The following is a 12,252-nucleotide window of genomic DNA, read 5'->3' on the forward strand; positions in this document are numbered from 1 at the left end:
ATCTTTCGGTCGGCTWCGGTGGTCGCCGCCCTCGCCGAAGCCGACCGAAGTGACGAAGGCCAGCTTGTCGACGAAGGTGCGGTGCGACTGTTTGAGGATGATCAGCACCTCCTTGGCGGAACCGGCAATCTCCGGCGCCCCGCCGGCGCCCGGCAGGCGCACCTTCGGCTTGTTGTAGTCGCCGATGACGGTGGTGTTGATATTGCCGAAGCGGTCGACCTGGGCCGCGCCGAGGAAGCCGACGTCGATGCGCCCGCCCTGCAGCCAGTAGCGGAAGATTTCGCCGGTGGGCACCACGGTGTCGGCGGTCTCGGCCAGTTCGCCGTCGCCGATGGACAGCGGCAGCACGCTGGGCTTGGCGCCGATGGGGCCGGATTCGTAGATCAGGACCACGTCAGGGGACGCGGTCAGGCGCGCGAGGTTGGCGGCCTTGGACGGCAGGCCGATGCCGACGAAGCAGACAGCGCCGTTCTTCAGGCGGCGGGCGGCGGCCACGGTCATCATTTCATTGGTGCTGTAGGCGCTCATTACTTGGCCTCCGCGAGCTTGGTCTGGAACTCGGCAAAATCCTTGGTGCCGCGGATGTAGGTATCGATCCAGGCGTTGAAGGTGTCGCGGTCACGGGCGATCGGGTCCCAGGCCTGGTAGAAGCGGTTGTCACGCTCGGAGTAGCCGTGGGCGTAGGACGGGTGCGAGCCGCCGGGCACGTGGCAGACGGCGGACAGTGCCCAGGTCGGCAATACGCAGGAGTTCATCGGCGCGTTCAGGTCGTCGACGATTTCTTCCACGGTGACAATGCAGCGCTTGGCGGCCAGGGCGGCTTCCTTCTGCACGCCGAGGATGCCCCACAGCAGCACGTTGCCCTTGCGGTCGGCCTTCTGCGCGTGGATCACGGTGACATCCGGGCGAACCGAAGGCACGGCGGCCAGTTGCTCGCCGGTGAACGGGCAGTTGATGAACTTGATGTTCGGGTTGACCTTCGGCAGGTCGGAACCGGCGTAAGCGCGCAGCACGGCGAACGGCAGGCCCGAGGCGCCGGCGACGTAGGAGTTGGCCAGATCAGCGTGGCTGTGCTCGTCGATCTCCAGCTCGCGCGGCCAGCCCTTCTCCACCGCGTCACGCAGGCGGTGCAGCGAACCGACGCCGGGGTTGCCACCCCAGGAGAAAGTCAGCTTGCGCACGCAGCCGGCGCCGATCAGCAGGTCGTAGACCAGGTCGGGCGTCATGCGTACCAGGTGCAGGTCTTTCTTGCCCTGGCGGATCAGCTCGTGGGAAGCGGCGGTCGGGATCAGGTGGGTGAAGCCTTCGAGCGCGACGGTATCACCGTCGTTGACGAAGCGCTCGACCGCTTCGCGGAGAGTCAGGAGTTCAGCCATGGTCGGTCTCGTTGTAAGGGTGGTGCGGGTGGGAAAAAGGTACCGCCGGGGGGATGGACGAACAATGCGATAATCGACTATTGGTGCGAATATCGAACACTTCTCTTAGGGGGCTAACGGCTGCTCTGGGAGTAAGGATTGCCACTTGAGCGAGTCTGCGGGAGGCGCGGTCTTTTGTAGGAGCGAGCTTGCTCGCGAACCCGCCCAGCGCTGGAGCGGCCGGGGAATCCGTTCGCGAGCAAGCTCGCTCCTACAGGTTTCAGGCTTGTTGCAGCGCGCGGGGGCGGTTGCTGCGATCTTCGGCATCGGCGGAAACCGCCKGCTGCAGCTGGAAATCGAACTCGATCTCGGCGAAGCGCCCTTCYACKCCGCGYGCCTTGGCRGCGGCTGCGTCCTCGACGAAACGCACCTCGCCGATCAGCCCRTCGCGRGTGGCRTAGGCGAAGTCGTCCCACAGGTACTGRTCRCCGGCSAGGTTGATCTGCGTGGTCAGGTGGCGATGCCCCGGCGCGGAGATGAAGAAGTGGATGTGCGCCGGGCGCTGGCCRTGGCGGCCSAGYTGRTTMAGCAGCTCCTGGGTCGGGCCGTCCGGCGGGCAGCCGTAGCCGCTGGGCACGATGCTGCGGGCTTGGTAGCGGCCTTCGGCGTCGGTGACGATGCGGCGGCGCAGGTTGTACTCGGACTGGGTGCTGTCGAAGTACGARTAGGTGCCGTTGGTGTTGGCGTGCCAGAGGTCGACCACGGCSCCGGCCAGCGGCTTGCCGTCGAGGTCGAACACGCGGCCGGAGAGGAACATCACGGTGCCGGCATCTTTTCCGTCATCCATCCGCGCTTCGCCTTCGGACAWCGGYGCACCGGCCACGTAGAGCGGGCCTTCGATGGTRCGCGGGGTSCCGCCTTCGATGCCGACRGCGGCGTCCTGSGCGTCCAGCAGCAGGTCGAGRTAATGCTCGATRCCCAGGCCKGCGACCACCAGGCCGGCTTCCTGGCGAGCGCCGAGGCGGTTGAGGTAGTCCACGGCTTTCCAGAAYTCGTCGGGGGTGACGYTCATGTCTTCGATGAGCTTCGCGGTGTCCTGCAGRATGCGCAGGACGAGGTTCTTCACGCGCGGGTTGCCGGCATCGTTCAGGGCGCCGCTGGCTTCTTCGAAGAAGGTCTGGATATCGGCAGTCTGGGAAATCTTCAGGGTCACGTTGATCACCTCGTTCTTGTTGTTTTCGGAGTCAGCAGGGAATCAGCTGGCGCAGCGCACGGCCTCGCGGTCGACACGGTGGAAGACCCGGTTGAAGTACACCAGGCTGTCCTGGCGCTCGCGCACGGCGACCTTTTCCAGTTCGACGAACATCACGGTGTGCGAGCCGACTTCCTTGCAGTCGCTGATACGTCCCTCCAGGCTGACCAGCGCCTGGCGCAGCACCGGCAGGCCGGCGTAGCCGTCGTCCCAGAGGTCCCAGGCGAAGCGCTCTTCCATGGACACCTTGGTCATCCCGGCGAAGTGCTTGGCCAGTTCCTCCTGCTCGCCACAGAGCACGTTGACGCACAGGTGGCCGTTGCTGCGGAACACATCGTGGGTGGCGCTGCCGCGATTGACGCAGACCAGCACCGTGGGCGGCGAGTCGGTGACCGAGCAGACCGCGCTGGCGGTGATGCCGCAGCGGCCTTCCGGGCCGTTGGTGGTGATGATGTTCACCGCCGCCGGCAGTTGCGCCATGGCGTTGCGGAAATCGATCTGGGTCTGGCTGAGGGTGTTGGCCATGTCTTCGCCCCTTGTGCTGGAGTGGCCGGCACGCCCGGCCTTTCTTGTATGGGGCCAGCGTAGGGCAGCGCCAGGGCGCGAAACATTCAGACGATTACCACGCCAGAGGGTGGTGGCCGCTAGTCATGTAGGTGGTTTCTTTATCGTCAGCATCGCCGACTATGGGTATGCTCCGGGGCATGCCATTGCGGCGACCGGGCCAAAGCCCGGCGTACGCGGCCTACGTGCAGCTCTACAACGATAAAAAAGAAAGTGGCAACGCCTGATGGATGCTAGAAAACCCGTGGTCTACATCGTCGACGACGACAAGGACCTGCGCACCTCCCTCGCCTGGCTGCTCGAATCGGTCAGCATCGAATCGCTGTGCTACGGCGGCGCCGAGGAGTTCCTGCGCGAATACGACCCCAAGCTCCCCGCCTGCCTGGTGCTCGACGTGCGTATGCCCGAGACCAGTGGGTTCCAGTTGCAGGAAATGCTCAACGACAAGGGCATCGCCCTGCCGACCATCTTCGTCACCGCCCATGGCGACATCCCCATGTCGGTGAAGGCGATGAAGAACGGCGCGCTGGATTTCGTCGAGAAACCCTACAACCCGCAGCAGATGCTCGATCGCATCCAGGCCGCACTGAAAAGCGCGGTACAGGTACACGCCGGGCAGGAGCAGAAGCAGGTCCTGCAGCACAAGCTCGACCTGCTGACCGGGCGGGAACGGGAAATCCTGATGATGGTGGTGGACGGCAAGGCCAGCAAGGTCATCGCCCGCGAGCTGAACATCAGCGTCAAGACCGTCGATGTGCACCGCACCAAGATCAAGGAAAAGATGGGCGTGAGCAGCATCGCCATGCTGGTGCGCGAAGTGCTCAACGTGCCGCTGGAAGAATCGCGCCCCTGACCGGGGCGCTCTCCCTTAATTCGTTTCGACGCGCTCGCCGCACAGGTCGAGGGCGAACAGGCGCTCCGTCTCGGCCGGCGCCAGGCCGCTGCCGATCAGGCTGAACAACTTGCCCAGCGCCGCTTCGCGGGTCATGCCTCCGCCGGAAACCAGCCCCGCATCGCGCAGGCGACTGCCCGCGGCATAGACATCGAACGCCACGTGCCCCTGCGGGCATTGGCTGATCGCAGCCAGCACCACGCCGCGAGCATGAGCCTCGCGCAATACCGCGAGCAGCTCCTCGTTATCCGACGGACCAGTACCGCTGCCGTAGCACTCCAGCAGCAACGCCTGTACCCCACTGCCGAGCAGCGCGCGCAGGTGCTCGGCACGCAGGCCGGGGAACAGCGGCAGCACGGCGAGGTTCACCGGTTGGCGCGGCTGGCGATAGCTCAGTTCGGCAGGAAGCGATTCCGCGCGTTCACCTTTGCGCTCACGCGGCAACACGGCAAAGGCATCGAACGCCTCGCTGCGCAGCTTGGTGACACGGGCGCCGTGCATCATCTCGCCATTGAAATACAACCAGACACCCGGCTCGACACCGGCTTCCAGTGCATTCAGCGCGCCCAGCAGGTTCGCCGGCGCATCGCTGCCCGGCGCGCCCATCGGCTGCATGGAGCCGGTAAACACCACGGGAACATCCAGCCCCAGGAGCAGGAAGGACAGTGCCGCAGCGCTGTAAGCCAGGGTGTCGGTGCCGTGCAGGACCAGCACGCCGTCATGGTCGCCCTGCTCCACCGCGCCGACGATGGCGTCGCGCATGGCCAGCCAGTTGGCCTGGGTCATGTTGGCGCTGTCGAGCAGCGGTTGCAGTTCGCTGAAGGACCAGTCGAGGTGAATCTCGCCGTGGCCTTGCAGTTGTTCGCGCATGCGCGCTTCGAAACCGCCAGCCGGCGCCAGGCCTTCGGCAGTCTGCAGCATGCCGATGGTGCCGCCGGTATAGAGGACGAAGAGGTTCTTCACGCAACGCATGCCAGTGCTCTTGTAGGAAAGTTCACAGGATAAACCGCAAGGCCGGGAGAAGTCCCGGCCTTGCGTATCAGACCAAAGTCAGCGGATCAGCCCTGGGCGGGCAGGCTGCCGTGGGCCGGAGCGGTCGAATTGATCTTGTGCGCGTCGCGCCAGGCGTCGTGGTCGATGTCCAGGTCGGAGAACTTGCTGGCATCGAACACAGGGCGCTCGATACCGGCGCGGCGCTGATCGTCGTAGTCACGCATCACGCGCAGGCCAGTCTTGATCAGCATCGCCAGGGCCACCAGGTTGACGAAGGCCAGGCAGGTCATGGTGATGTCGGCGAAGGCGAACACGGTGCCCAGGTTCTGCATCGAGCCCCAGAGGATCAGGCCCAGCACCAGCACACGGAAGGCGATCAGCGCGGTGCGACTGCGGCCGACGATGAACTGCAGGGCGTTTTCGCCGAGGTAGTAGTTGTAGGTGATGCAGGTGAACACGAACAGCGACAGCGCGACGCTGACGAAGATGCGGCCCCAGTCACCGACCACGGCGGCCAGCGAGTTCTGGGTCAGGGTGATGCCGTCGCCTTCGAAGCCCGGGGTGTAGAAGCCCGAGAGCAGGATCAGCAGCGCGGTGCAGGTGCAGATGACGAAGGTGTCGAGGAACACGCTGAACGCCTGGACCACACCCTGGGACGCCGGGTGGCGCACGGCGGCGACTGCGGCCACGTTCGGCGCACTGCCCAGGCCCGCTTCGTTGGCGAACACGCCACGCTTCACGCCCATCACGATGGCACTGCCCAGCAGGCCGGCGAAGGCCGGCTCCAGGCCGAAGGCGCTCTTGACGATGGTGGTCAGCATGCCCGGCACCAGTTCGATCTGGGTGGCGATCACGTACAGGGTCACGGCGATGTAGGCGAGGGTCTTGACCGGCACCAGCAGGTCGGAAACCGCGGCGATGCGCTGGATGCCGCCGAAGAACACGATGGCCAGCAGCACGGCCAGGGCGATGCCCGAGTACAGGACCGGGATGTCGAAGGCATTCTGCAGCGAGTGGGTCACGGTGAAGGCTTGCAGGCCGTTGAACGCGAAGCCGTAGGTCACCAGCAGCAGGACCGCGAAGGTCATGGCCATCCAGCGCAGCTTCAAGCCGTGCTGGATGTAGTAGGCCGGGCCGCCGCGGTACAGGCCATTGCCGTCGCTACGCTTGTAGACCTGGGCCAGGGTGCACTCGAAGAAGCTGCTGGACATGCCCACCAGCGCGGTGACCCACATCCAGAACACAGCGCCGGGGCCACCGAGGGTCACGGCGATGCCGACACCCGCGATATTGCCGGCACCCACGCGGCCGGCGAGGCTCAGCATCAGTGCCTGGAACGAGCTCAGCTGGCCGGATTGGCCCCGGATCGACTCCTTGAACACGCCGAACATGTGGCCGAAGTGGCGGAACTGGACGAAACGGGAGCGGATGGTGAAATACGCGCCGAGTCCTACGATGAGGACGATGAGGACTTTCCCGGAGAGGAAATCGTTGATCGCGTCGAGCATGTGCTGGGGCCTCGATTGTTATTGTGGGAGCACGGACCTGGGGCTGGTCCGCTCACTGGGGACGCATGGTTGCGCCCGAAGCTTTGCGAAACAATTTCGCGGCTTGCTACGAATTGATGCTACCTGACGCTATAATTGCGCCAGTCGCATCACCTGGACCTGGCACGAATGTCCGAAAACCTCGGCACCAATCTCAAGCTGCTTTGCGCGCACTACCGCTCTATTTCGGAGGTTTGCCGCAAGCTTTCGATCAACCGCGCACAGTTCAACAAGTACCTCGGCGGGCAGAGCCAGCCCACCGCGTACAACCTCAAGCGGATTGGCGACTTCTTCGGCGTCGAGGTCTACGAGCTGCAATTGCCGCCCGAGCAATTCGCCCGGCTGATTGGTGCGCGCGGCACCTCGCAGGCCAACGTGCAACGCGACGATCCATTGCTGGAAATGCTCCGCCCGCTGCGCGACCACGCGGGCAACCTGTCGCGCTACTGCGGCTACTACTTCGAATATTCCAACTGCATGTCGGTCCCCGGCTCGATCCTGCTCTCGCTGGTGCACCTGTACGAAGAGGACGGCAACTTCCTCTTCGAACGCCAGGAGCGCCAGGAGCGCTCCAGCAGCACCGACGTGCAGGCCGAGGACTGGGTGCGTTGCCGCTACCTGGGCGCAGCGTTCCAGCTGCAGGACCGGGTGTTCCTGATGGACTACGAGTCGCTCACCGTCAACGAAATGAGCCAGACCATCCTCATCCCCAGCTTCAAGAGCCGCATCACACGACTGAACGGCCTGAAGACCGGCGTCTCCAGCGGCGACCGGCGCACCCCGGCCTGCACTCGCGTGGTCTGGGAGTACCTGGGGCCGGAGATCAACCGCATCAGCGCCTATCGCCAGGTGAAGCTGTACCAGCCGGACGACCCGCGCATCGACGATGACGTGCGCCAGCGCCTGCAGGTCGGGCCGATCCGCCATGGGTTGTTCGAGATCGAGTAAGCCTGCTCGGCGCTATTGCTTTCTGTAGGAGCGAGCTTGCTCGCGAACGGATTCACCGGTTGCTCCGACGCTGGGCTGTTCGCGAGCAAGCTCGCTCCTACAGCAACGGTGTCGCCCTACCCCTTGCGGCTCTGTAGCCAGGCCGCCGCCAGCCCGCTGCCGCAGATCACCGCAATCCCCAGCAGCGCCGACGGCTCCGGCGTATGACCGAAGATCACGAACCCCAGCAACCCGGCGAAGACGATCTGGCAATAGCTGAACGGTGCCAGCAGAGCCGGCGCGGCATGCTTGAAAGCCTGGGTCAGGAACAGGTGCGCGGTCATCCCACAGGTACCCAGGGCCAGCATCATCAGTCCGTGGACCAGTCCCGGCCATTGCCAGAAGAACGGCACCAGTGCGCTGACGATCAGGGTGTTGCACAACCCGGCGAAGAAGTTGCTGGTGGTCGGGCTATCCACCTGGCTGAGCTTGCGGGTCAGCAACTGGTAGAAGCTGAAACACAGCGCCGAACCGAAGGGCAGCAGGACTGCCGGGGTAAACAGGTCGCCACCGGGGTGGACGATGACCAGCACGCCGGCGAAGCCCACCAGCACTGCGGCCCACTGGCCGAAACTGACCCGCTCGCCCAGCAGCGGTACCGACAATGCCGTCACCAGCAGCGGCGCGAGGAAGTTCACCGAAGTTGCCTCGGCCAGCGGGATGTACTGCAGCCCCGTGGTGAACAGGAAGCTGGTGCCCAGCAGGCACAGCGCCCGTAGCGTCTGCAGGAACGGATGGCGGGTCCGCAGCACCGCGAGGCCGGCGCGCGGCAGGAAGATGCCCGCCATCAGCAGCGTGTGCACCACATAGCGCGCCCACACCACCATGACGATGGGGTAGATGCTCGCCAGGTACTTGGACAACGCGTCGTGGCTGGAGAACAGGAAGGTCGCCAGGACGATGAGCAGGATGCCCTTGAAGGGCTGGTGGACGCCGGACAACGGCGATTGGCTGGTACTCATCGACTCACGGATTCAATAGGCAGATGCGGCCGGCACGGGGGCCAACATGGAGAGCAGGACAGCCTAGCAGGAGGCTCTGCAGAAAGAATCCGCCGCGCCGCTGCCCGAGCACCTCGCGGGTCCGCTGAAAGGCCGGGCGATACAAGTCCTGCTCGGCGTTGTGCCAGGCATCCTACGCGCAATGCCGGCGGAAGAATGTTCCATTTGGTTAATTCATGTTCGAACAGCGAACGCTTACGCCTCAGGCGAATTGCGGCGCGTCGCTGCGGAGCACCACTATGGACCCAGCCGCCGCCTCGATGCGGCGCCAACAACTATAAGAAAGGTCCGTTCACATGCTCATGTTCACCCTGGCACGCCTGCGCGCGTGCATCGCCCGTACCGCCCCTCCGCACATTCCTGTCGCGCCTGGCTGATCCGCGTCCTGACCGCCTTTGTCCTCCATCCGCCGCCCTCCGAAAGGGCCGCGCGGAGGTCTCTGCTCGCCTCAACAATGACAAGAATGCCGAGGGAATACCCCATGCTCCGCCACCTGCCGCATCTCACCATCAGCGTCTGCCTCTTACCCGCCCTGCCCGTCCTGGCCAGTGCCGAGGAAGGCGGCTTTCTCGATGACGCCAAGGCCAGCCTGCTGCTGCGCAACTTCTACATGAACCGCAATTACGTCGGCGAAGCCCGCCAGGACAAGGCGGAGGAATGGACCCAGAGCTTCATCCTCGACGCCCGCTCCGGCTACACCCAGGGCACCGTCGGGCTCGGCCTGGACGTGCTCGGGCTCTACAGCCTGAAGCTCGATGGCGGCAAGGGCACGGCCGGCACCCAGTTGCTACCGACCCACGACGATGGCCGCCCGGCCGACGATTTCGGTCGCCTGGCGGTGGCCGGCAAGGCCAAGGTGTCGAACACCGAACTCAAGGCCGGTGAATGGATGGTGGTGTTGCCGATCCTGCGCTCGGACGACGGCCGCTCGCTGCCGCAGACCTTCCAGGGCGCCCAGGTCACCTCGAAGGAAATCGACGGCCTGACGCTCTACGGCGGCCAGTTCCGCCAGAATAGCCCGCGCAACGACGCCAGCATGGAGGACATGTCACTGTTCAACCGCCCCGCCTACACCTCGGACCGCTTCAACTTCGCCGGTGGCGAATACCGCTTCAACGGCGACCGCACGCTGGTCGGCCTGTGGAATGCGCAACTGAAGGACATCTACCAGCAGCAATACCTGCAACTGCAGCACAGCCAGCCGCTGGGCAATTGGGTACTTGGTGCGAATATCGGCTACTTCTGGGGCAAGGAGGATGGGAGTGCCAAGGCCGGAGACCTCGACAACCGGACATTCTCCGGGATGTTCTCGGCCAAGTACGGTACAAGCACCTTCTACCTCGGTCTGCAGAAGGTCATGGGCGATGACGAATGGTTCCGCGTCAATGGCACCAGCGGTGGCACCCTCGCCAACGACAGCTACAACGCCAGCTACGAGAGCGCGAAGGAGCGATCCTGGCAACTGCGTCATGACTACGACTTCGCCGCCTTCGGCATTCCCGGCCTGACCCTGATGAACCGCTACATCCACGGCGACAACGTGCACAACGCCAGCACCACCGATGGCAGCGAATGGGGCCGCGAGAGTGAACTGGCGTACACGGTGCAAAGCGGCACCTTCAGGACGCTGAACGTGAAGTGGCGCAACTCGACCATGCGCCGGGACTGGGGCAGCACCAACAGCTTCGACGAGAATCGGCTGATCATCAGCTATCCGCTGTCGCTGCTCTGACACCGCGCTCAGCATTTCGCGTGGGAGCGGACTCCGGCCGCGATGGCTTGGCCCAGCAACTTGGTTGACCGTGCGGCGACGAGTCGATCGCGGATAGAGTCCGCCCCTGCTACAGCTCGAATTCAGGAGTGGAGAATCGGCGTCACGCGGGCCAATCCGCTCCTACAGATGAGCCCTTCTTATGAAAAAGCCCCGGCATGCCGGGGCTTTTTCTTCGTTCAGCTGGCGGTTTACTGCCCGGCCGGCTTCTCGGCGTCTTCCGCCTCGATCTCTTCCAGCGCCAGTTCCAGCCCCCAGCTCGAAGCCTCGACAGGCTGGGCGGCCGGCGGCGGAGCAACCGGCGCCGGGGCGGCTGGCTTGGCAGCCGCAGGTGTGGCAGTGCTGCCGACGCTGCCCGGGTTGTCCTTGTACAGTTTGAGCTTCAACCGCAGGTTGTTCGCCGAGTCGGCGTTCTTCACTGCCTCTTCCTCGGTGATCGCCCCTTCCACCGCCAGGTCGAACAGTGCCTGGTCGAAGGTCTGCATGCCCAGGGCACGGGACTTGTCCATGATCTCCTTGATCGAACTGAAGTCGCCACGCTTGATGATGTCGCTGATGGTCGCCGTGCCCAGCAGCACTTCCACTGCTGCACGGCGCTTGCCGTCCTGGGTGCGTACCAGGCGCTGGGAAACGAAGGCCTTGAGGTTGTTGCCCAGGTCGTTGAGCAACTGCGGCCGGCGCTCCTCGGGGAAGAAGTTGATGATGCGGTCCAGCGCCTGGTTGGCGTTGTTCGCGTGCAGCGTGGAGATCGCCAGGTGGCCGGTGTCGGCGAAGGCCAGGGCGTGCTCCATGGTCTCGCGGTCACGGATCTCGCCGATCAGGATCACGTCCGGCGCCTGGCGCAGGGTGTTCTTCAGTGCGGCATGGAAGCTGCGGGTGTCCACGCCCACTTCGCGCTGGTTGATGATCGACTTGCGGTGCCGGTGCACGTATTCGATGGGGTCTTCGATGGTGATGATGTGGCCGCCGCTGTTGCGGTTGCGGTGGTCGATCAGCGCCGCCAGGGAGGTGGACTTGCCCGAGCCGGTACCGCCGACGAAGAGCACCAGGCCGCGCTTCTCCATGACCACCTTGAGCAGCACTTCGGGCAGCTTCAAGTCGTCGAACAGCGGAATGTCCAGCTTGATGTTGCGCGCCACGATGGACACTTCATTGCGCTGCTTGAACAGGTTGATCCGGAAACGGCCTACACCGGGCACTGAAATCGCCAGGTTCATCTCCAGCTCGCGGTCGAACTCCGCACGCTGCTCCTCGTCCATCAGCCCATAGCCGATGCGGGCGACATCGCCTGCCTTCATCGGCTCGTTGGACAGGGGCTTGAGCACCCCGTTGAACTTGGCGCAGGGCGGCGCGCCGGTGGAGAGGTAAAGATCCGAACCATCCTGGGTGGCCAGGATCTTGAGCATCGCTTGGATATCCATTGAACTGCATCCGTACGCAAGGTGGCGGCGGACGCCGTCTGTAAGCGGCGCCCTATAAATAAGAATTTGCTTATTGACTCTATGGAGCGCCCCCAGGCCAGACAATGCAACCCATCGCGAAATGCGACCTGCATCACTGCTGCCGTACAATCGCGCCCAGACGCTTTCATTTAAGGACACGAAACAATGCCCGTCGCCATGGCCCGCCACATCCTGGTCAAGACCGCCGCCGAAGCCGAGCAGATCAAGCAGCGCCTGGCCAAGGGCGAGGATTTCGCCGCCCTGGCGCGCAAGCACTCCACCTGCGCTTCCGGCAAGCGCGGCGGTGATCTGGGCGAGGTTCGCCCCGGCCAGATGGTGAAGTCCATCGACCAGGTAATCTTCAAGAAGCCGGTCGGCGTGGTCCACGGCCCGGTGAAAAGCCAGTTCGGCTACCATCTGGTCGAGGTCTATTTCCGGGACTGAGGGA

Annotated in this window: 12 protein-coding genes; 4 read left to right on the top strand and 8 right to left on the bottom strand. The window is 64.4% G+C overall.

Annotation, left to right across the window (positions count from 1 at the left end; all coding sequences use genetic code 11):
- From A6723_RS20900 to hpaC, 4 genes are all read right to left on the bottom strand, one after another.
- On the bottom strand, window positions 1-528 hold a 528-nt coding region (locus A6723_RS20900; protein ID WP_064979853.1), incomplete at its 3' end, for a CoA-transferase subunit beta.
- Window positions 528-1,376, bottom strand: coding sequence for a CoA transferase subunit A (locus A6723_RS20905; RefSeq protein ID WP_054907657.1), 849 nt, complete (start codon window positions 1,374-1,376; stop codon window positions 528-530). The genes A6723_RS20900 and A6723_RS20905, both read right to left, overlap by 1 nt.
- Before the next feature lie 259 nt (window positions 1,377-1,635).
- On the bottom strand, window positions 1,636-2,568 hold the full coding sequence (gene catA / locus A6723_RS20910) for a catechol 1,2-dioxygenase (RefSeq protein ID WP_064979854.1): 933 nt from the start codon (window positions 2,566-2,568) through the stop codon (window positions 1,636-1,638).
- Window positions 2,569-2,610: 42 nt separating this feature from the next.
- On the bottom strand, window positions 2,611-3,132 hold the full coding sequence (hpaC, locus tag A6723_RS20915; protein ID WP_024767261.1) for a 4-hydroxyphenylacetate 3-monooxygenase, reductase component: 522 nt from the start codon (window positions 3,130-3,132) through the stop codon (window positions 2,611-2,613).
- Between the two features lie 265 nt (window positions 3,133-3,397).
- Here hpaC and A6723_RS20920 point away from each other — a divergent pair, with 265 nt between their 5' ends.
- Window positions 3,398-4,024: a response regulator transcription factor gene (locus A6723_RS20920; protein WP_024767262.1), complete on the top strand. Its 627-nt coding sequence runs from the start codon at window positions 3,398-3,400 to the stop codon at window positions 4,022-4,024.
- Window positions 4,025-4,039: 15 nt separating this feature from the next.
- Here the strand turns inward: A6723_RS20920 and A6723_RS20925 are convergent, their stop codons facing one another.
- Both A6723_RS20925 and A6723_RS20930 read right to left on the bottom strand, forming a co-directional pair.
- A complete protein-coding gene (locus A6723_RS20925; protein WP_054906927.1) occupies window positions 4,040-5,035 on the bottom strand; it encodes an asparaginase in 996 nt (331 codons plus the stop codon).
- An 86-nt stretch (window positions 5,036-5,121) separates the two neighbouring features.
- Window positions 5,122-6,564, bottom strand: coding sequence for a sodium:alanine symporter family protein (locus A6723_RS20930; RefSeq protein WP_054906928.1), 1,443 nt, complete (start codon window positions 6,562-6,564; stop codon window positions 5,122-5,124).
- A 168-nt stretch (window positions 6,565-6,732) separates the two neighbouring features.
- Between A6723_RS20930 and A6723_RS20935 the strand changes: the two genes are divergently transcribed.
- Window positions 6,733-7,551 carry a helix-turn-helix transcriptional regulator gene (locus A6723_RS20935; RefSeq protein ID WP_054906929.1) on the top strand — a complete coding sequence of 273 codons (819 nt, stop codon included), beginning with the start codon at window positions 6,733-6,735 and terminating at the stop codon, window positions 7,549-7,551.
- A 116-nt stretch (window positions 7,552-7,667) separates the two neighbouring features.
- Here A6723_RS20935 and A6723_RS20940 read toward each other — a convergent pair whose 3' ends face one another.
- Window positions 7,668-8,552: a DMT family transporter gene (locus A6723_RS20940; RefSeq protein ID WP_024767266.1), complete on the bottom strand. Its 885-nt coding sequence runs from the start codon at window positions 8,550-8,552 to the stop codon at window positions 7,668-7,670.
- 520 nt (window positions 8,553-9,072) lie between these two features.
- Here A6723_RS20940 and A6723_RS20945 point away from each other — a divergent pair.
- Window positions 9,073-10,323: an OprD family porin gene (locus A6723_RS20945; RefSeq protein WP_054906930.1), complete on the top strand. Its 1,251-nt coding sequence runs from the start codon at window positions 9,073-9,075 to the stop codon at window positions 10,321-10,323.
- 230 nt (window positions 10,324-10,553) lie between these two features.
- Here A6723_RS20945 and A6723_RS20950 read toward each other — a convergent pair whose 3' ends face one another.
- A complete protein-coding gene (locus A6723_RS20950) occupies window positions 10,554-11,783 on the bottom strand; it encodes a PilT/PilU family type 4a pilus ATPase (RefSeq protein WP_175405569.1) in 1,230 nt (409 codons plus the stop codon).
- A 186-nt stretch (window positions 11,784-11,969) separates the two neighbouring features.
- On the opposite strand from A6723_RS20950, the gene A6723_RS20955 reads away from it, so the two are divergent.
- Complete coding sequence (locus A6723_RS20955) at window positions 11,970-12,248, top strand: peptidylprolyl isomerase (protein ID WP_024767268.1); 279 nt, start codon at window positions 11,970-11,972, stop codon at window positions 12,246-12,248.
- Window positions 12,249-12,252: the final 4 nt, after the last annotated feature.

The sequence above is a fragment of the Pseudomonas sp. AU11447 genome, assembly GCF_001672555.2.
Classification (GTDB): domain Bacteria; phylum Pseudomonadota; class Gammaproteobacteria; order Pseudomonadales; family Pseudomonadaceae; genus Pseudomonas; species Pseudomonas nitroreducens.

Excerpts from the sequence above, each read along its gene's own strand:
- A6723_RS20905 (WP_054907657.1), bottom strand. The coding sequence starts at position 1,376 with ATGGCTGAACTCCTGACTCTCCGCGAAGCGGTCGAGCGCTTCGTCAAC.
- hpaC (WP_024767261.1), bottom strand. The coding sequence starts at position 3,132 with ATGGCCAACACCCTCAGCCAGACCCAGATCGATTTCCGCAACGCCATG.
- A6723_RS20920 (WP_024767262.1), top strand. The coding sequence starts at position 3,398 with ATGGATGCTAGAAAACCCGTGGTCTACATCGTCGACGACGACAAGGAC.
- A6723_RS20925 (WP_054906927.1), bottom strand. The coding sequence starts at position 5,035 with ATGCGTTGCGTGAAGAACCTCTTCGTCCTCTATACCGGCGGCACCATC.
- A6723_RS20930 (WP_054906928.1), bottom strand. The coding sequence starts at position 6,564 with ATGCTCGACGCGATCAACGATTTCCTCTCCGGGAAAGTCCTCATCGTC.
- A6723_RS20935 (WP_054906929.1), top strand. The coding sequence starts at position 6,733 with ATGTCCGAAAACCTCGGCACCAATCTCAAGCTGCTTTGCGCGCACTAC.
- A6723_RS20940 (WP_024767266.1), bottom strand. The coding sequence starts at position 8,552 with ATGAGTACCAGCCAATCGCCGTTGTCCGGCGTCCACCAGCCCTTCAAG.
- A6723_RS20945 (WP_054906930.1), top strand. The coding sequence starts at position 9,073 with ATGCTCCGCCACCTGCCGCATCTCACCATCAGCGTCTGCCTCTTACCC.
- A6723_RS20950 (WP_175405569.1), bottom strand. The coding sequence starts at position 11,783 with ATGGATATCCAAGCGATGCTCAAGATCCTGGCCACCCAGGATGGTTCG.
- A6723_RS20955 (WP_024767268.1), top strand. The coding sequence starts at position 11,970 with ATGCCCGTCGCCATGGCCCGCCACATCCTGGTCAAGACCGCCGCCGAA.